The sequence below is a fragment of the Aeromonas sp. R7-4 genome (genome assembly GCF_040908055.1).
Classification (GTDB): domain Bacteria; phylum Pseudomonadota; class Gammaproteobacteria; order Enterobacterales; family Aeromonadaceae; genus Aeromonas; species Aeromonas sanarellii.
Genome location: NZ_JBFODA010000028.1, coordinates 24,528 through 42,932 on the forward strand (window position 1 = coordinate 24,528; position 18,405 = coordinate 42,932).

19 protein-coding genes and 1 pseudogene are annotated in these 18,405 nt (G+C 61.2%); 12 read left to right on the forward strand and 8 right to left on the reverse strand.

The features are described 5' to 3' along the window. Positions 1-19: 19 nt before the first annotated feature. The 6 genes from AB5Y72_RS06930 to AB5Y72_RS06955 all read right to left on the reverse strand — a co-directional run bounded on the left by AB5Y72_RS06930 (position 20) and on the right by AB5Y72_RS06955 (position 4,394). Complete coding sequence (locus AB5Y72_RS06930; RefSeq protein ID WP_325783558.1) at positions 20-316, reverse strand: DUF4312 family protein; 297 nt, start codon at positions 314-316, stop codon at positions 20-22. Continuing rightward, positions 316-681: an SFCGS family glycine-rich protein gene (locus AB5Y72_RS06935; RefSeq protein WP_325783559.1), complete on the reverse strand. Its 366-nt coding sequence runs from the start codon at positions 679-681 to the stop codon at positions 316-318. The genes AB5Y72_RS06930 and AB5Y72_RS06935 overlap by 1 nt, the downstream gene beginning before the upstream one ends. Next, positions 682-1,044 (reverse strand): transcriptional regulator, encoded by a 363-nt coding sequence (locus AB5Y72_RS06940; RefSeq protein ID WP_042074444.1) that lies wholly within the window; start codon positions 1,042-1,044, stop codon positions 682-684. 312 nt (positions 1,045-1,356) lie between these two features. After that, positions 1,357-2,484: an outer membrane-stress sensor serine endopeptidase DegS gene (degS, locus tag AB5Y72_RS06945; RefSeq protein WP_325783560.1), complete on the reverse strand. Its 1,128-nt coding sequence runs from the start codon at positions 2,482-2,484 to the stop codon at positions 1,357-1,359. An 89-nt stretch (positions 2,485-2,573) separates the two neighbouring features. Then, positions 2,574-3,932: a Do family serine endopeptidase gene (locus AB5Y72_RS06950; RefSeq protein WP_368198765.1), complete on the reverse strand. Its 1,359-nt coding sequence runs from the start codon at positions 3,930-3,932 to the stop codon at positions 2,574-2,576. 81 nt (positions 3,933-4,013) lie between these two features. Beyond that, entirely contained in the window at positions 4,014-4,394 is a 381-nt protein-coding gene (locus AB5Y72_RS06955) for a YhcB family protein (protein WP_042078458.1), read from the reverse strand. Between the two features lie 139 nt (positions 4,395-4,533). On the opposite strand from AB5Y72_RS06955, the gene zapE reads away from it, so the two are divergent. From zapE to AB5Y72_RS06995, 8 genes are all read left to right on the forward strand, one after another. Beyond that, a complete protein-coding gene (gene zapE, locus AB5Y72_RS06960) occupies positions 4,534-5,628 on the forward strand; it encodes a cell division protein ZapE (protein WP_368198766.1) in 1,095 nt (364 codons plus the stop codon). A 266-nt stretch (positions 5,629-5,894) separates the two neighbouring features. Further along, complete coding sequence (gene rplM, locus AB5Y72_RS06965; protein ID WP_005336289.1) at positions 5,895-6,323, forward strand: 50S ribosomal protein L13; 429 nt, start codon at positions 5,895-5,897, stop codon at positions 6,321-6,323. A gap of 14 nt (positions 6,324-6,337) precedes the next feature. Then, positions 6,338-6,730, forward strand: a complete 393-nt coding sequence (rpsI, locus tag AB5Y72_RS06970; protein ID WP_005336286.1) for a 30S ribosomal protein S9 — start codon at positions 6,338-6,340, stop codon at positions 6,728-6,730. Between the two features lie 298 nt (positions 6,731-7,028). Further along, a complete protein-coding gene (gene petA, locus AB5Y72_RS06975; RefSeq protein ID WP_209794238.1) occupies positions 7,029-7,619 on the forward strand; it encodes a ubiquinol-cytochrome c reductase iron-sulfur subunit in 591 nt (196 codons plus the stop codon). Between the two features lie 2 nt (positions 7,620-7,621). Beyond that, the gene (locus AB5Y72_RS06980; RefSeq protein WP_042078452.1) at positions 7,622-8,839 is read left to right on the forward strand and encodes a cytochrome bc complex cytochrome b subunit; all 1,218 of its coding nucleotides are present in this window, start codon (positions 7,622-7,624) and stop codon (positions 8,837-8,839) included. Continuing rightward, a complete protein-coding gene (locus tag AB5Y72_RS06985) occupies positions 8,836-9,570 on the forward strand; it encodes a cytochrome c1 (protein ID WP_042078451.1) in 735 nt (244 codons plus the stop codon). The genes AB5Y72_RS06980 and AB5Y72_RS06985 overlap by 4 nt, the downstream gene beginning before the upstream one ends. A gap of 87 nt (positions 9,571-9,657) precedes the next feature. Beyond that, entirely contained in the window at positions 9,658-10,287 is a 630-nt protein-coding gene (gene sspA / locus AB5Y72_RS06990; RefSeq protein WP_039040485.1) for a stringent starvation protein SspA, read from the forward strand. Then, positions 10,284-10,715: a ClpXP protease specificity-enhancing factor gene (locus tag AB5Y72_RS06995; protein ID WP_325783563.1), complete on the forward strand. Its 432-nt coding sequence runs from the start codon at positions 10,284-10,286 to the stop codon at positions 10,713-10,715. Before sspA ends, AB5Y72_RS06995 begins: the two co-directional genes overlap by 4 nt. A gap of 716 nt (positions 10,716-11,431) precedes the next feature. Here AB5Y72_RS06995 and AB5Y72_RS07000 read toward each other — a convergent pair. Then, positions 11,432-11,590, reverse strand: a pseudogene (locus AB5Y72_RS07000) (acyl-homoserine-lactone synthase); the annotation flags it as partial. A 63-nt stretch (positions 11,591-11,653) separates the two neighbouring features. Between AB5Y72_RS07000 and AB5Y72_RS07005 the strand changes: the two are divergent. The 3 genes from AB5Y72_RS07005 (at position 11,654) to AB5Y72_RS07015 (ending at position 15,428) form a co-directional block, all read left to right on the forward strand. Next, entirely contained in the window at positions 11,654-12,436 is a 783-nt protein-coding gene (locus tag AB5Y72_RS07005) for a LuxR family transcriptional regulator (protein WP_325783564.1), read from the forward strand. Positions 12,437-12,700: 264 nt separating this feature from the next. Next, positions 12,701-13,321 carry an L-lysine exporter gene (lysE, locus tag AB5Y72_RS07010; RefSeq protein WP_325783565.1) on the forward strand — a complete coding sequence of 207 codons (621 nt, stop codon included), beginning with the start codon at positions 12,701-12,703 and terminating at the stop codon, positions 13,319-13,321. Positions 13,322-13,448: 127 nt separating this feature from the next. Further along, positions 13,449-15,428 carry a bifunctional 2',3'-cyclic-nucleotide 2'-phosphodiesterase/3'-nucleotidase gene (locus tag AB5Y72_RS07015; RefSeq protein WP_325783574.1) on the forward strand — a complete coding sequence of 660 codons (1,980 nt, stop codon included), beginning with the start codon at positions 13,449-13,451 and terminating at the stop codon, positions 15,426-15,428. Positions 15,429-15,681: 253 nt separating this feature from the next. On the opposite strand, the gene lpxL is transcribed toward AB5Y72_RS07015, so the two are convergent. Continuing rightward, complete coding sequence (lpxL, locus tag AB5Y72_RS07020; protein WP_209793703.1) at positions 15,682-16,605, reverse strand: LpxL/LpxP family Kdo(2)-lipid IV(A) lauroyl/palmitoleoyl acyltransferase; 924 nt, start codon at positions 16,603-16,605, stop codon at positions 15,682-15,684. A 264-nt stretch (positions 16,606-16,869) separates the two neighbouring features. Between lpxL and hldE the strand changes: the two genes are divergently transcribed. Continuing rightward, positions 16,870-18,297 (forward strand): bifunctional D-glycero-beta-D-manno-heptose-7-phosphate kinase/D-glycero-beta-D-manno-heptose 1-phosphate adenylyltransferase HldE, encoded by a 1,428-nt coding sequence (gene hldE / locus AB5Y72_RS07025; RefSeq protein ID WP_219142937.1) that lies wholly within the window; start codon positions 16,870-16,872, stop codon positions 18,295-18,297. Positions 18,298-18,405 lie beyond the last annotated feature (108 nt).

Here is an 18,405-nt window from a genome sequence, read left to right on the forward strand (position 1 = left end):
TGTCCTTTTGGTTGTGGGGTCAGATCCGGGTGAAATCCACCTTGTCGACATCCAGGCTGGTGACCTTGACGGTGATCGCCAGCCGGACCCGGAACTCGCGGCGCTGGCGTGGCAGGAAGAAGAACAGGAACTTCTCCACCCGTACCGACTCCTCGGCCTCGAGCACCTCGACCTCAATCGGTTCGATGCGCAGCATCACCTTGGGGCTCTCCTTGAGCAGGCTGGGTTGCACCTGACCGAGGGCGGCGGCGAACGCCTGCTGGCGAGTCGCCCCCTTGCCGTTGACCGTGATCCGGGTGGTGAAGTGCTCTTTCATCAGGCGCGTCCGTGTTTCTTGGCGAAGGCTTCGATCAGCTTCTGGCCCAGCTCTTCCTTGTCCATGAAGCCGAAGCCCAGCACCACGCACCCCTCGTTGATGGCGGTGACGCCCTCCTCGACGGAGCGCATGCCGTAGCGGCACTTGTAGCCGTACCTGGTCTGGGCCGTGATGGCACCGGCGCCGCCGCTGCCGCAGAAGGAGATGCCAAGGTCGGCCTGCTCCCTGTTCATCACGTCACCGAGCTTCATGTCGGCGGCCATGCCGGGGATGACGGTCACGGTGGCGCCGGCGGCTTCTGCGCCCGCCCCCACTTTCTGACCCTTGCCGAGACGATCTCCAATCACGAGTTTGATGGCTGTCATTTAGCTTTCTCCTTTGACTGAGCTGAGCTCATTTTCTTTGGCAACTTCGAAATGGACGGACAACAGGTGTGCCTCCTCGTAGGCGAGTCGCTCCAGCCAGCTGACGACCTGCTCCGCCAACCGCAGGGAGAGCGGTGAGATCTCCTCGAACAGGCTGAGGTCGACCTCCGGCAGGGATTCCCCGCTATGGGAGCGCCACACCATTGCCTTGACGTGGGAAGCCAGCATCTGCTGCTGCACCTCGTTGGGGCGTATGCCCTGATCCGCCAGCAGATTGTGGATGCGGGCCAGGGTGAGATCGGTCTTGCGCAGCAGCGCCGGGCTGTCCGGGGTCAGGGGACTGTCATGGGGGTCGGTATTCAAGGTCTGCTCTCCAGGCTGGCAGAAAGGATGGGAGCACCTTAAGGCGGGAGAGAGGGCAGGAGGAGGCAGGTTTTTTCCGATTCGAAATGGAAATTCCAGGCAAGAAGCCCCGAAAGAGGCCGAATTTGCGGCAACAAGGGGGAAAGGGAGGGGATTGTCCCTGGCGTTCTGTGAGCGGGAGCACAGTTCCACCGCACCGCTGCCCGATCAGGAGCGGGTGGAAACTGTGAGTCATCTCACGTCAGGGGCGGGGGCACTGAGAGGGCGGCACGAAAAAGGGGCTTGATGGCCCCTGCATTAGTTGGTCTGTCGTCAGGTGGCGGGGACGGCGCCGCTGGTCGGCAGGTTCTGATTCTGGTAGCGCAGATCCTCTTCGATGACGACTTCGACGTCCAGGGGCTTGCCATTGCGGATCACCGAGATGATGAGTCTGGTGCCGGGGCGGCTCTCGACGATCTTGTCCATGACGGGACGCACGCCCGTGATGGCCTCGCCGTTGATCTTGAGCAGCACGTCTCCGCGCCTGAGGCCGGCCTTGGTGGCGGGACCGTTGGGATCCAGGCTCTCCACCACCAGGCCCTGCAGATCTCCGAGGTTCAGCATGCGCGCCACTATGGGGTTGATCTCGACGCTGGAGATGCCGAGGTAACCTCGGATCACCCGGCCGTTGGCGATCAGCTCGTCCATGATGCGCTTGGCCAGCTTGTAGGGAATGGCGAAGCTGATGCCGTAGCTCTCCTGGTTGCCATTGAGGTGGTAGGCGGCGGTGTTGATGCCCACCAGGTTGCCGCGGGCATTGACCAGAGCCCCTCCCGAGTTGCCCTCGTTGATGGCGGCGTCGGTCTGCAGCAGATCCTGCCGGCCGTTGCTGTCCGGCCCCATGCTGGAAAGGCCGATGCGGCCGGTGGCACTGATGATGCCCTGGGTGATGGTCTGGCCTACGTTATAGGGGTTGCCGATGGCGAGCACTACGTCCCCCACGTCCGGCAGACGCTCCGGATCCTGCGGGATCACCGGCAGGTTGTCCGATTCGATGTAGAGCACCGCCAGGTCGGTCAGCTGATCGGTGCCGACCAGCTCGGCGCTGAATACTCGCCCATCCTGCAGGGCGACGATGATCTGATCCGCGTCGGCGATGACGTGATAGTTGGTGAGCACGTGGCCGCGCTGGTTCATGATGACGCCGGAGCCCAGCCCCTGGGGCCTGAGTTCGGCCTTCTCGCCGCGATTGCCGGCGAAGCTGCGGGTGTAGATGTTGACGACGGCCGGGCCGGCCCTATGGGCGGCGTAGGAGAAGCTCAACTCGCGAGCACTGGTGATGAGGCCCGGCAGGGGAGCGCCGCCGCGAAAACTGGGAAACAACAGCAACAGGAGTGCAGCCACGGTGAGGCCAAAGCCGACAGACTTGCCCAAGTAACTGATCAAAGGTGGGATTTTCATGTCATTCTCGTCCGTACACGCTGCGCGCAGAGAATAACATCATCGGTGGATAAAAATCACCCGCGGCGGTTGCCGCGGGTGTGAGGGACTTAACGGATCACCAAATAGAGGGAGGAGTCGCCGCGCTGGATGTTCAGCGCCAGCACGTCCGGCTTGTTCTTCAGTGCCTTGGTCAGTTCACCCATGGAGTTGATGCGCAGGCGGTTGACCCCGATGATGATGTCGCCCTTCTGCAGGCCGGAGGCGGCCGCAGGGGAGCGCGGATCGATGTCGGCCACGGCCACGCCGGTCACCGGCTCCGTGGTGGTGCTGAGCTTGGCCCCTTCCAGTGCCGGGTGCAGGGCGCTGGCGAGGATCTCGCTGTCATCGGCCTTCTTCAGGGTGACCTTGACGGTCTGCTCCTTGCCGTCGCGGATGAGGCCGAGGGCGACCTGCTTGTCGGCCCCCATGGTGGCGATCTTGGCGCGCAGCTCACCGAAGGAGCGGATGGGCTTGCCGTTGATGCTGATGATGATGTCGCCCGCCTTGATACCCGCCTTGGCGGCGGCGGAGTCGGGCATGACCTGGTTGACGAAGGCGCCGTCCTTCTTGTTGTAGCCGAAGGTCTTGGCGATCTCGCTGGTGAGCTCGGTGCCGGTGATCCCCAGCTGGCCGCGGCGCACTTCACCATACTTCACGATCTGCTCGGACAGGTCGCGCACCATGTTGGACGGGATGGCGAAGCCGATGCCGATGTTGCCGCCGTTCGGGCCCAGGATGGCGGTGTTGATGCCGATCAGCTCGCCGCGCAGGTTGAGCAGGGCGCCACCGGAGTTGCCCGAGTTGATGGCCGCATCGGTCTGGATGAAGTTCTCCAGGTTCTCGATGTTGAGGCCGCTGCGTCCCAGGGCGCTGACGATGCCGGAGGTGACGGTCTGGCCCAGGCCGAACGGGTTGCCGATGGCCAGGGCGTAGTCACCCACCCTCAGCTCGTCGGAGTCGGCAAACTTGATCTGCACCAGATCCTCGGCCTTGATCTGCAGCAGGGCGATGTCCGACTGCTTGTCCTCGCCGATCTTCTTGGCCGCGTACTCGCGACCGTCTTTCAGATTGACCTTGATCTCGTCCGCCTCGTGGACCACGTGGGCGTTGGTGATCACGTAGCCCTTCTTGGCATCGATGATGACGCCGGAGCCCAGCGCCTGGAACGGCTGCTCGCTCACCTGCTCGTCAGGCATGTTGGGGCCGAAGAAGAAGCGGAACTGTTCCGGCAGACGCTGGCGGGTGATCTTCTTGCCAGAGACGGAGATGTTGACCACGGCAGGGGTCACCTGCTCGAGGACGGGGGCCAGGCTCGGCATCTCCTGGCTGTTCGCCGACAGGGGCAGGGCGGCTTGTGCCGGTGCTGCGGACAGGGCGATACCGACACTGAGGGCTAAGACACTGAATACAGAAAGAGATTTACGCATATGAGAAACAGCTCCCAGAAAAAGTTGCAGTGCAATCGTCAAGGTCTGACCACGATAAGGCGTAATTAGTTCCACCAGAGACTAGCCTGGCTGCTTGAGCAGACCGGAGGCACCCGCGTAATCGCGGGGGGGTTGACCCGGCTCTTCACCGGTAGAGGCGTCGCTTGTCTCTTCCACCTGAGGTTCACGGAACAGCGGCTCCTGCGCCTTGGCCAGGAACTTGCTCTGTTCGGCCATGTGGCGATAGAGGGTCTGGTACTGTTCGGCCAGTTGCTCCATCAGGGCGGCGCTGTCGGCGAAGTGGGTGGTGATCTGGCCCTGATAGCTCTCCAGCTCCTTGTGAGCCTTTTTCAGCTCCTGTTCCAGGCGTCCGGCATCCCGGCTGCGGACAGTGAAACGGCCGATCAAGACGCCGATGATCAGGGCGGCAACCGCCAGCAGGATCCCGTTAAGCAGAGTCATAGAAGCTCCTTGTTACAGCTAAATCGATGAATTTGAAGCGGTCGGATTGACCGCAACGCCTCGTTGGCACTATACCGTGCCCCCCGAGAGCGTGATACCATTTTGTCCCTCATTCAGGGACTTGGAGGCGGTTTACAGGATGACCCCGCAGCAAAAATATCAGCAGGATTTGCAGCGTCCCGGCTTTGTGGCCGACCCGGCCCAGGCCATGGCCGTGGCCCGCCTGGAGCGACTCTATCAGGATCTGTGTGCCAGCCCGACTCCGACCAGATCCCGCGGCCTGCTGGGCTGGCTGCAAAAGCCGAAGAGCCGCGACCCCATCCAGGGGTTATATATGTGGGGCGGTGTGGGCAGAGGCAAGACCTGGCTGATGGATACTTTTTTTGAGAGTCTGCCGGGAGAGCGCAAGCTGCGCATCCACTTCCACCGTTTCATGCACAGGGTGCATGACGAGCTCAAGGGGCTGACCGGGCAGGCCGATCCACTCAAGCTGATCGCCAGCAAGCTGGCCGACGAGACAGATGTCATATGCTTCGACGAGTTCTTCGTTTCAGACATCACGGATGCCATGCTGCTGGGCACCCTGTTCCAGGCGCTGTTCGGGCACGGCGTGGTGCTGGTGGCCACGTCGAACATACCGCCGCAGGATCTGTATCGAAACGGCCTGCAGCGGGCCCGTTTCCTGCCGGCCATCGCGCTCATCGAGCGCCACTGCGAGGTACTCAATGTGGATGGGGGCATCGACTACCGTCTGCGCACCCTGGAGCAGGCGGAGATCTATCACTTTCCGCTGGACGAGCAGGCCAGGTGCAACCTAGACCGCTATTTTGGGCAACTGACCGGGTTGCTTCATTCGAGTTCCGTCAAGCTGGAGGTCAATCACCGCCAGCTGAGCGCGTTGGGGATGGGGGAGGGGGTGCTCTACATGGAGTTTGAGCAGCTCTGCTGCACCCCCCGCTCCCAGGGAGACTACATCGAACTGGCCCGGGAGTTTCACACCGTGCTGCTGGCCAATGTACAGCCCATGGGCTCGGGGACGGACGATGCCGCCCGCCGCTTCATCGCCATGGTGGACGAGTTCTATGAGCGGCACGTCAAGCTCATCCTGTCGGCGGCGGTGCCCATGCAGGCGCTCTATGGCAACGGCCTGCTGAATTTCGAATTCAAGCGTTGCCTTTCACGGCTCCAGGAGATGCAATCGCACGAATACCTTGCCAGAGTGCACCTTCCTTAGTCACAATACCGCGCCTGCCAGTCGGATGGGCATCTGCGGCAGGTAGGGCCGGGCGACATTTGCTGGTTTCATGGCAGTGAAATTAGCAGGTGATATTTAAGGCAACTTCACTTATAATCGCCCGGCCCACGTTACAGCTGTCGATAAGACAGCAACACTTTAAGCTTTACTTGTATTCGAAGGGGTACAGGTAGGCCATCGTTTGTTGTTTGTGGGAGAGCCCCCATAAGCAATTGGGTCTGTAACAGGTAATTGGGTTTAACTTAATGAAAACTTTCGTTGCCAAGCCAGAAACCGTAAAACGTGACTGGTACATTGTGGACGCAGAAGGTAAAACTCTGGGTCGTATCGCAACCGAGATCGCTGCTCGTCTGCGTGGTAAGCACAAAGCCGAGTACACTCCGCACGTTGACACCGGTGACTACATCATCGTTGTAAACGCCGAGAAGGTACACGTAACCGGTAAGAAATTTACCGACAAAATGTACCACGCTCACTCCGGTTTCCCGGGTGGTATCAAGTCCATCAGCTTTGACAAGCTGATTCAGCGCAAGCCGGAAATGGTAATCGAAGCTGCCGTCAAGGGCATGCTGCCGAAGGGCCCGCTGGGCCGTGCCATGTTCCGTAAGCTGAAAGTTTACGCAGGCGCAGAGCACGCTCATGCTGCTCAGCAACCTCAAGTACTGGATATCTAACGGGAACTGGCAACATGGCAGAAAATCAATACTACGGTACCGGCCGTCGCAAAAGCTCCACTGCTCGCGTCTTCATCAAAGCGGGTAGCGGTAAAATCGTAATCAACCAGCGCTCCCTGGAGCAATACTTCGGCCGTCCGACTGCCCGCATGGTAGTTCGTCAGCCGCTGGAACTGGTCGAGATGACCGAGAAACTGGATCTGTACATCACCGTTAACGGTGGTGGCATCTCCGGTCAAGCTGGTGCGATCCGCCACGGTATCACTCGTGCTCTGATGCAGTACGACGAGACCCTGCGTTCCGAACTGCGTAAAGCAGGCTTTGTTACTCGCGATGCCCGTAAGGTTGAGCGTAAGAAAGTCGGTCTGCACAAAGCGCGTAAGCGTCCGCAGTACTCCAAGCGTTAATCCGCTTTTGGTACGCACTCTCACGAGTGTCAAAAAAGCCTGGCCACGTGCCAGGCTTTTTTTATTGGTAATCTTACATACGTCAATGCTAAGCATACGTCACAAAAGACAAAAATTTGTGTATTTATTGTTTTTGCCCCTCGCTTCCATTTCTTGTCAAATTGTTATCTTTTCTTTAAAATTTCCATGGTCTTTCTGTGTCAATTGCCACTCCGCTTCCGCCGCAGTTGTCAGGGAGAGGAGATAGGAAACGGGGACACTATAAGAATGAGCGGAGTCCACATGGGAGAGTTTTTGGATGAGCAATGCGCCAGTTGATACCGGTCGCCGCAGATTTCTTACCTGGTCAACGGTTGCCGTTGGCGGAGTAGGAGCTGCTTTTACCGCAGTGCCGTTTATAAAGTCATGGAATCCGAGCGCCAAAGCCAAAGCGGCGGGCGCACCGGTAGAGGTGGATATCAGCAAGTTGGAGCCGGGTCAGCTGATCCGCGTCGAATGGCGCGGCAAGCCGGTCTGGGTGGTGAAGCGCACCAAGCAGACCTTGGATGCCCTGGCTGCCCACGATGGTCAGTTGCGAGACCCATCCTCGGACGAACCACAGCAGCCGGACTATGCCCACAACGGCTACAGATCCATCAAGCCCGAGATCTTCGTTGCCGTGGGCATCTGTACTCATCTGGGCTGTTCCCCCTCCTACCTGCCGGACAGCTTCGGCGAGCAGGTGCAAGGGGTGACCTCCGGCTTCTTCTGCCCGTGCCATGGTTCCAAGTTCGATATGGCCGGTCGGGTGTTCCAGGGCGTGCCTGCACCGCTGAACCTGGTCATTCCGCCATACCAATTTCTTAGCGACACCACCATTCTGGTGGGTGCCGATGGCAAGGAGGCCTGACCATGTTTGCCAAACTCATGGGCTGGATTGACGATCGTTTCCCGCTCACGGCCATGTACAACGATCACATGGCCAAGTATCCGGCTCCCAAGAACCTGAACTTCTGGTACTTCTTCGGTTCCCTCGCCATGCTGGTGCTGGTCAACCAGATCATCACGGGCATCTGGCTCACCATGAACTACAACCCGTCGGCAGAGGGGGCCTTCGCCTCCGTCGAGTACATCATGCGGGATGTGGATTACGGCTGGCTGCTGCGCTACATGCACTCCACCGGCGCCTCCGCCTTCTTTGTGGTGGTCTATCTGCACATGTTCCGCGGCATGATCTACGGCTCCTATCAGAAGCCGCGCGAGCTGCTGTGGATCTTCGGCATGCTGATCTTCCTGGTGCTGATGGCAGAAGCCTTCATGGGCTATCTGCTGCCCTGGGGCCAGATGTCGTTCTGGGGGGCCCAGGTCATCATCTCGTTATTCGGTGCCATTCCGGTCATCGGTGACGACCTGACCCTGTGGATCCGCGGTGACTACGTCATCTCGGGCGCCACCCTGAACCGCTTCTTCGCGCTGCACGTGATCGCACTGCCGCTGGTGCTGGTGATGCTGGTGGCCATGCACATCCTGGCACTGCACGAAGTGGGTTCCAACAACCCGGACGGCATCGACATCAAGAAGCACAAGGACGAGAACGGCTGGCCGCTGGATGCGGTGGCATTCCACCCCTACTTCACCGTCAAGGACATGATCGGTGTGGCCGGTTTCCTGTTCTTCTTCTGCGCCATCATCTTCTTCAAGCCGGACATGTGGGGTTACTTCCTAGAGAAGCCGAACTTCGAGGTGGCGAACGGGCTGAAGACCCCGGCGCACATCGCCCCGGTATGGTACTTCACTCCCTTCTACGCCATCCTGCGGGCGGTGCCGGACAAGCTGCTGGGGGTCGTCATGATGGGGCTCTCCATCGTCGTGCTGTTCCTGCTGCCCTGGCTGGATCGCTGCAAGGTGCGTTCGGTACGCTATCGCAGCACCCTGCACAAGCTGAACATCGCCCAGTTCGTGGTCTGCTTCATCATTCTGGGTGTGCTGGGGGTGTTGCCATCGACCCCGACGCTGACCCTGATCGCCCAAATCTGTACTCTGGGCTATTTCGGGTTCTTCGTCCTGTTGTTCTTCTACAGCAAGAATGAGCGCACCAAGCCGCTGCCGGAGAGGGTGACATTCAAATGAAAAGAATAATTTTTGCAGTGCTGGCCCTTCTGCCCGGTCTGGTGTTGGCCGCGGGCAGCGGCTTCCCCCTCGACAAGGCGGAGTACGACCTGAGCGACAAGGCATCCCTGCAACGGGGCGCCGCCACCTTCATGAACTACTGTGCCGGTTGCCACTCCACCCAGTATCAGCGTTACAACCGGGTGGCCGCCGACATCGGCATTCCGGAAGAGCTGATGAAGGAGAACCTGATCTTCACCGGCGCCAAGATTGGCGACCTGATGAAGAGCGCCATGTCCGAGAAGGATGCGGCCAAGTGGTTCGGTGCGCCGCCCCCCGACCTGACCCTGGTCGCCAGGGTGCGGGGCGCTGACTGGGTGTATACCTATCTGCGTTCCTTCTACGTGGACGAGACCCGGCCGTTCGGAGTGAACAACGCCGTCTTCCCGTCCGTGGGCATGCCTCACGTACTGGAGCCGCTGCAGGGGACGCCCCGCGCCGAATTCACGACCCACAAGGTCGATGGCGTCGATGTCCAGCAGGTTGTCAGCATCAAATCTGACGGCAACGGTGAAATGAACAACGAAGAATATGATCAGACGGTACTGGATCTGGTAAACTTCTTGGTCTACTCGGCTGAGCCGGTGCAGCAGGAGCGCGAACGCATGGGCTTCTGGGTGCTCGGTTTCATCGCTATCTTCTTCATCTTCACTGTGCTGTTGAAGAAGGAATTCTGGCGCGACGTTCACTAAGCGACCAGATCGGAGTAATATGACGCACGGCAATGAAGACAGACATGCTTCATTGCCGTTTCTGCTTTTTAATGACGGGAGGGTTCAATGGCTGTAGCTGCCAATAAGCGTTCGGTAATGACGCTGTTTTCCGGTGCCAACGATATGTTCAGCCATCAGGTGCGCATTGTCCTGGCGGAGAAGGGTGTTAGCGTGGATATCTGCCAGGTGGATCCTGCCAACCTGCCGGACGAGTTGGCCGAGCTGAACCCGTACAACACTGTGCCGACCCTGGTGGATCGCGAGCTGGCTCTGTACACCTCGCGCATCATCATGGAGTACCTGGACGAGCGTTTCCCGCACCCGCCCCTGATGCCTGTCTATCCGGTGGCACGCGGCAACAGCCGTCTGATGATGCATCGCATCGAGCTGGACTGGTACTCCCTGGCCGACAAGATCATGGCGGGCACGGATACCGAAGCCGCCCGCGCCGAGCTGCGTGACAACCTGCTGGCCATCGCCCCCATCTTCGGCGAGATGCCCTATTTCATGAGCGAGGAGTTCGGTCTGGTGGACTGCTACATGGCTCCGCTGCTGTGGCGTCTTCCGAGCCTGGGTATCGACTTCACCGGTCGTGGCGCCAAGGAGCTGAAGGCCTACATGGTGCGCCTGTTCGAGCGCGAATCCTTCCAGGCTTCCCTGACCGAAGCCGAGCGCGAGATCCGCGCCGGCGTATGAGCATGGAACCGACGATGACCCCCAGTCGCCCGTATCTGTTGCGGGCGTTTTTCGACTGGTTGCTGGATAACGACCTGACCCCTCACCTGGTGGTCAATGCGAACATCCCCCATGTGATGGTGCCGATGCAGTTCGTTCAGGATGGCCAGATCGTCCTGAACATTGCGCCTCGGGCCGTTGGCCAGTTCCACATGGATAATGATGCAGTCAGCTTCAGCGCCCGTTTCGGTGGCGTGTCGCAGCAGGTCTACATCCCGATGGCGGCCGTGCTGGCCATCCACGCCCGGGAGAACGGTGTCGGGACCCTGTTCCCGCCCGAGCCTGGCTACGATCTCTGGCTGGAGCAGGCGAAAACCCAGACACAGCCCGAGCCGGACCCCGAGCCGCCGCGCCCCTCGGGTCGCCCGACTTTGAAAGTCATCAAATAAAAAAACGCAGCCTCATGGCTGCGTTAATGTGATGCGCAGCCCGGTAGGCTATGTCTGCTGGGCTGCTTTTCTGTCACGCAGGGAAATATCACACTCTTTAGCGTTGGCAAACACGGCTTCCATCTCGTTGGGATGTCCAGTGCAACCCCTCTTCAAGTGCCAGTCCCCCCGTGCAGCTCGCATGACCTAGTATCCACCAGCCTATTGCGATGGAAGCCGACTGCGGCTCCCCTTGGTTCACCTGCAAGCCCCTGTTTTGGCCGTTGAGTAGCGTTGATCGCTCCACGATATGTCCGCCTCCTCGCCATCGGCAACAAAACAACTCTCGAGATGTTCAGGCGAGCTGTGAGGACCTCCAGCATGCGCTATGCCGGTGTCAGGCGCCTGAGCAGCAGGCCACCTGCATTGCTGGGTGAGTACTGACTGGCAACCAGAGCCACGATGCTGCTCGAATCTGACATCGTGCTGCCATCGGGAGTCTGGGGTCTCAAGCTGATCCCCGACATCCTGATGCATGCAGGCTTCGATTCGCCCCAGGTTACCCAACCGCTCCTGTCAGCCCAGAGCGAACCTGCGGCTCCCTGGCTGAGCGGATTAGCGAGCAGGCAGACAGATCGGTGCCCATGCCAAGGTGTTGTGCTGAGTCGTCGACTGATGAGCTTCACCGGTATTGGCTCAACCCCGTACACACCCCGTCTGGCCTCAATCTGAGTTTGGTTGGTATCGGGTTTGTCGAAACTGTCCCGCTCCAGCCCCCGGTGGGATTCCACATCCCAACCGAGTCGATCGGAGAAGACGTGCTTGCGAAAGCGATAAAGCTCGTTTTCGACCTCCCATCTGGGGTGTTCTCTCAGTTTTCCTTTGAAAACAAGCATTCATGTCTCTCCATTTCATGGTTAGGCGCTATAATCCAAGGCCTTGGCCAGGGGGGCTAGCCTATGACACGCGACCAACTGCTTGAGTATCTGGAACATTTCACCCTGGTGACCGATGGCAACCGGCTGGCTGAGCTGATCGGCCGCTTCACCCTGGGAATGGGCTACGACTACTATAGGTTTGCGCTCATCCTGCCCATGTCGATGCAGAGGCCCAAGGTGGTGCTGTTCAACCAGTGCCCCGACTCCTGGGTACAGGCCTACACGGTGAACAACATGCTGGCCTGCGATCCCATCATCCAGCTTGCCCGCAGGCAGACCCTGCCCATCTACTGGAACCGGCTGGACGAGAAGGCGCGCTTCCTGCAAGAGGGGAGCATGGACGTGATGGGGCTGGCGGCTGAGTTCGGGCTGCGCAACGGCATTTCGTTCCCGTTGCATGGGGCGGCGGGGGAGAACGGCATACTGTCGTTCATCACCCGGGAGAGGGCGTCGAGCGATCTGATGCTGGAGTCCTCGCCCATCCTCTCCTGGATGTCCAGTTACATCTTCGAGGCGGCGATCAGGGTGGTGCGCAGCAGCATGAGGGAGGATGAGCCCCAGGAGGCACTGACCGAGCGGGAGACCGAGTGCCTGTTCTGGGCCAGCGAGGGGAAGACCTCGGGCGAGATCGCCTGCATCCTCGGGATCACGGAGCGTACCGTGAACTACCACCTCAATCAGGTGACCCGCAAGACGGGGTCGATGAACCGCTATCAGGCCGTCGCCAAGGGGGTGAGCAGCGGCATATTGCTGCCGAACCTGGAGCAGGTGGTGGTCACCAACTTCCCCAAGCTGCTGCAGTGAGCCTCGACCGGGCGGCATTGCTCCGTCGCCCGGCATCTCCCCTGTCGCCATCGCCCGCTGTCCTGCGCCGCTCCCTCATCCCGCCGATTCTCGGGGTGGTGACCGGGGCCCCACAATTGTCAGATCCTGCAATTGACAACCTTCTTTGTGTGGTTTCGGCGCGAATATCATCAGTTTTATGAATGCATCAGAAAATGAATGAATTTCTCTGATTGCCTGCGCCCCCTTATAGTGCGTCCAACTCTTTCACAGGAACGCATGTACATGTTTGCCACCACCCTGCAAGGCTTCACCCTCGGCCTCGCCATGATCATTCCCATCGGTGCCCAGAATGCCTTCGTGCTGAGCCGGGGCATCCACCGCAACCACCACCTGCTGACGGCGACCCTCTGCTGCCTGTGCGATCTCGTGTTGATCGGCCTAGGTGTGTTCGGCGGTGCCAACCTGCTGGCGGCCAGTCCAGTGGGGCTGGCGCTGCTAACCTGGGGCGGCGTGCTCTTCCTCGGCTGGTTCGGTGTGCGCTCCCTGCGCAGTGCCTGGCGCGGGCAGGGGGCTGCCCTGGCGGATTCCCCCCAGCTGATGGGGGTCAAGGGGGTATTGGCCATGACGCTCGGGGTGACCCTGCTCAACCCCCACGTCTATCTGGATACCCTGATGCTGCTCGGCTCCTTCGGCAGCCAGTTTGCCGAGGATCTGCGGCCCGCCTTCGCGGCCGGGGCCATGCTGGCCTCCCTGGTCTGGTTTTACGGATTGGCGTTCGGGGCGGCGGCGCTTTCCCCCTGGCTTTCTCGGGGGCGGGTACAGCAAGCCATTGATCTTGTTGTTGGTCTCATCATGCTGGTGCTGGCGATCAAGCTGGCCAGCGGGGCACTAATGGCCTCATAAGGCTATTTTTGTGCCGCGCTTCATAAAAATGAGTCCCGGCTTCATATGCTGACATATTCGTCTGTTAAATTCCCGGCGCTGGTAAAGCGTTACTCATAATAAAAGGGAAAATACAGTGAAAAACACCATGAAGCTGGGGGCCATCGCCACCATAGTGCTGCTGTCTGCCTGCAGCAACGAAAACGACAGCAAGGCACAGCCGGGGACTGTCTCCCTGCGTCTGATCCAGACCTCCGACATCCACTCCAATGTGCTGGGGTACGACTACTACCAGGACAAGGAGGACCGCAAGTTTGGCCTCTCCCGCACCGCCCTGCTGATCCGCGCCGCCCGCGCCGAGAACCCCAACAACCTGCTGCTCGACAACGGTGACCTGCTCCAGGGCACGCCGCTGGCGGACTACATCTTCGAGCAGTCCGGCGCCGGTTACCTGGAGAAGCAGGCCCACCCGGTGTTCAAGGCGATGAACGAGCTGGACTATGACGCCGGCAACCTGGGCAACCACGAGTTCAACTACGGTCTGGATTACCTCGGCAAGGTGCTGGCGGGGGCTGAGTTCCCCTATGTGAACGCCAACGTGTTCGAGGCGGCCGCCTTCAAGCGCGATGCGAAGGGGCAAGTAGACTGGAGCGGCAACAAGTTCACCCCCTACCTGCTGCTGGATCGCCAGGTGACTGATGACAAGGGCCAGCTGCAGACCGTCAAGGTGGGCATCCTGGGCCTGACTCCGCCCCAGGTGCTGCAGTGGGACAAGCGCCACCTGGAAGGCAAGGTGGTGGTGGCCGACATGGTCGAGACCGCCAACCACTATGTGCCCGAGCTGCGCGCCAAGGGCGCCGACGTGGTGGTGGTGGTGGCCCACACCGGCATCAACGCCAGCAGCTACGAGGCCATGATGGAGAACTCCGCCTGGCACCTGGCCAAGGTGAAGGGGGTCGATGCCCTGATGCTGGGTCACGCCCACAAGAACTTCCCGGGGGACTTCCCGGATCTGCCGGAGGTGGACAACCAGGCCGGCACCCTGAGCGGCATTCCGACCGTGATGCCCGGCTACTGGGGCAACCACCTCGGCATCATCGACCTCAAGCTGGAACAGGTGGACGGCAAGTGGCAGGTGAAACAGAGCCAGGCCAGCCTGCGCAAGATCGACTCCAGCGAGGGCAGCGCGGTGGATCAGCGGGTGGTGGACCTGGTGCAGGCGGACCACGACGCCACCAACCAGTGGCTGGACGAGCCCCTCGGCAAGATCACCTCCTCCATCCACAGCTTCTTCGCCCTGGTGCAGGATGATCCTTCGGTGCAGCTGGTGAGCGATGCCCAGCGCAAGCATGCCGAGCAACTGCAAAAAGACGGTCTGCTCAAGGAGCCGTATCCCATCCTGTCGGTGGCGGCGCCGTTCCGTGGCGGGCGCAACGGCATCAACGACTTCACCTATGTGGCCCAGGGTGACATCTCCCTGCGCAACGTCTCCGACCTCTACATCTATCCGAACACCCTGCAGGTGGTCGAGGTGAACGGGGCCACCGTCAAGGAGTGGCTGGAGATGAGTGCCGGCCAGTTCAACCAGATCGACACCGGCAAGACCGAGGTGCAGTGGCTGGTGAACGAGAAGTTCCCCACCTACAACTTCGACGTCATCGACGGGGTCAACTACGAGGTGGATATCACCCAGCCGACCCGCTACGGCAAGGACGGGACCAAGGTGAGCGACGGCCAGCGCATCAGCAACCTCACCTTCAACGGCCAGCCCGTCGATCCGGCCCAGAAGTTCTACGTGGTGACCAACAACTACCGCGCCAGCGGCGGTGGCCACTTCCCGGGTATCGACGGCAGCAACATCGTCCACGAAGACCCCTCCGAGACGCGGGAGATCATCGCCCAGTACCTGAAGGCCCAGTCTGCGGATAACCCGGCCGGCTTCAGCCCGGCGGCCAACAACAACTGGCACATGAAGGCCCTGCCGGCCAACGTGGACGTGCGGCTCTACTCCTCGCCCCGCGAGGAGGCCAAGCAGCTGGCCGGTGCGGATCTGGCGTACCAGTCCACCCTGCCGATGGACGATGCCAAGCACCCCGGCTACGCCATCTACCGCCTGATCCGCCAGTAAGGCGGGCTCGGGCAGACAACAAAAAGCCCTCGCAGTGCGAGGGCTTTCTCATTGGGGCCGGTTGCTCAATCCCATCGGCAGCAGCCCGGATCCTCCGGGTCGAAGCGGGTCTTGGGGAGGTGATGAATGTCTCCCAGTAGTAACCGGCATCCTCCGGGTCGAAGCGGGTCTTGGGGAGACGGTGAATGTCTCCCAGTAGTAACCGGCATCCTCCGGGTCGAAGCGAATCTTGAAGCAGCGGTGAATGCCTCTATCAGTAGTAACTGGGATCTTCCGGGCTGGGACGGGTCTTGAAGCGGCGGTGCAGCCACATGTACTGCTCCGGGGCCTTGCGCACGGCGGCCTCGATCTCGCGGTTGGCGCGGCTGGCGTCGGCCAGATCGTCGCCGCTCGGGTAGCCTTCCAGCGGCGCCCCGATATGCAGGGTGTAGCCCTCTTTGGTGCGGATGTTGTAGCAGGGCAGGGTGACGGTGTTCTTGACCCGCGCCAGGGTGGCGGTCCCCGTGATGGTGGCGGCCTGCTCGACTGCGAAGTAGGGCACGAAGACGCTGGCATGGCTGCCGTAGTCGTGATCCGGCGCGTACCAGAGGGCATCGCCGTTGCGCAGCGCCTTGATCATGCCCTTCACGTCCATGCGGTCCACCAGGTACTTGTTGGAGGCGCAGCGGCCGTGGTACTGGGCGTACTCCAGCACCGGGTTGGTGTTGGGGCGATAGACGCCGACCCCGGGCCGCACCAGGCCGAAGCAGCGCGCGTTGAGTTCCAGGGTGAGGAAGTGGCAGGAGAGCAGCAGCATGCCCTGGCCTTGCTCAACGGCCCGGATAACATGCTCTTCCCCCTCCACCTTCATGAGGCGGCGCATCCGCCAGTCCGGCCAGAACCAGGCGATCCCCACTTCGAAGATGGCGCAGCCCACGCTCTCGAAGTTTTGCACCAGCAGGGCCTCGCGCTCATCCCGGCTCAGCTCCGGCATGGCCAGCTCCAGGTTGCGGCGCGCTATCTTGACGCGGGATTTCAGCACTTTGCGGGCCAGGGTCCCGAGCTGGCGGCCCAGCCACATCTGGCTGCGCCAGGGCAGCAACACCAGCAGCCAGAGCAGGCCGAGGCCGAACCAGCTGCCCCAGTAACGGGGATGGAACAGACGGGGTTCGAGGCGGGGAGCATGTTCTTGGGCCATGAAGAGTCTCTTGTTCACAAACGCAAAATAGGGGAGTCCAGCCGAACGGGGACGAGCCGTGCTCGTGCCTGGCCGTGCGGATGGCGCCACTCGCAATCTGGGGATTCTATCCGAAAAACAGGGGCGGGTGCGAATCAGCGTCGCCTGGTCAGAGGGGTCGGCAGGGGCGGGTGGCGGTGGGCGGTGCCGCGCTTTTTTCACGCCGGGGAAAAGAGTGTGATAAAATCGCCCGCTGAAATTTTCAGGTTTTGAGAGCCGATACAGATGAAGATCACCCTGCCCGAGTTTGAAAAAGCCCGCGTTCTGGTCGTTGGCGATGTCATGTTGGATCGCTACTGGCACGGCCCCACCGGCCGCATCTCCCCCGAGGCACCGGTGCCCGTGGTCAAGGTCGAACACATAGAGGAACGTCCGGGTGGCGCCGCCAACGTGGCCCTGAACTCGGCGGCCCTGGGGGCCCAGGCCGTGCTGCTGGGGCTGACCGGCCAGGATGAGGCCGCCGACGCGCTGGCCGGCCAGATGGCGGGGGTCAAGGTGGCCTGTGATTTCGTTCGCCTGACCGACTACCCGACCATCACCAAGCTGCGGGTGCTCTCCCGCAACCAGCAGCTGCTGCGCCTCGACTTCGAGGAGGCCTTCCACGACGTGGACGCCAGCCTGCTGATGGGCAAGGTGGAGCAGGCGCTGCCCGAGGCGGACGTGATGATCCTCTCCGACTACGGCAAGGGCGCCCTGAACGACGTGCCTGGCATGATCCGCCGCGCCCGCGTCGCCGGCATTCCCGTGCTGGTGGATCCCAAGGGGACCGACTTCGAGAAGTACCGCGGTGCCACCCTGCTGACCCCCAACATGTCCGAGTTCGAGGCCGTGGTGGGCAAGGTGAAGGGGGAGGAGGATCTGGTCGCCAAGGGACTGGATCTGGTCAAGCGCTTCGAGCTGGACGCCCTGCTGGTGACCCGCTCCGAGAACGGCATGACCCTGATCCGCGAAGGCCAGCCCGAGCTGCACCTGCCGGCCCAGGCCCACGAGGTCTATGACGTGACCGGTGCCGGTGACACCGTCATCTCCACCCTGGCGACCTCCCTGGCCGCAGGCATGAGCCTGGACGAGGCCTGCGCCCTGGCCAACACCGCCGCCGGCATCGTCGTCGGCAAGCTGGGGACCTCCACCGTCAGCCCGGTGGAGCTGGCCAATGCGCTCTACACCGAGCAGGAGACCGGCTTTGGCGTCATGTCCGAGGCCCAGCTCAAGGTGGCCGTGCAGGCCGCCCGCCTGCGGGGCGAGAAGGTGGTGATGACCAACGGCTGCTTCGACATCCTGCACGCGGGCCATGTCTCCTATCTGGCCAATGCCGGCAAGCTGGGGGATCGCCTGATCGTGGCGGTGAACACCGATGAATCCGTGCGCCGCCTCAAGGGGCCGGGTCGCCCGGTGAACCCGACCGAACGCCGCATGACGGTGCTGGCGGCCCTGGGCGCCGTGGACTGGGTGGTCCCCTTCTCCGAGGACACTCCCCAGCGCCTGATCGCCGAGATCCTGCCGGACCTGCTGGTCAAGGGTGGCGACTACAAGCCCGAAGAGATTGCCGGCTATGCCGAGGTGACTGCCAACGGCGGCGAGGTGCGGGTGCTGAACTTCGAGGACGGCTGCTCCACCAGCGACATCATCAAGACCATCCGCGAGCGCGGCTAAACCCATCCTATTAGGCTATTTTATTCGCCATTTTGAACCCGGGCAGTGCTCGCTTATGTGAAACCAAGGGCTCACGTACTCCAGTACGCTCCGGTTTCTGTGCGCTGT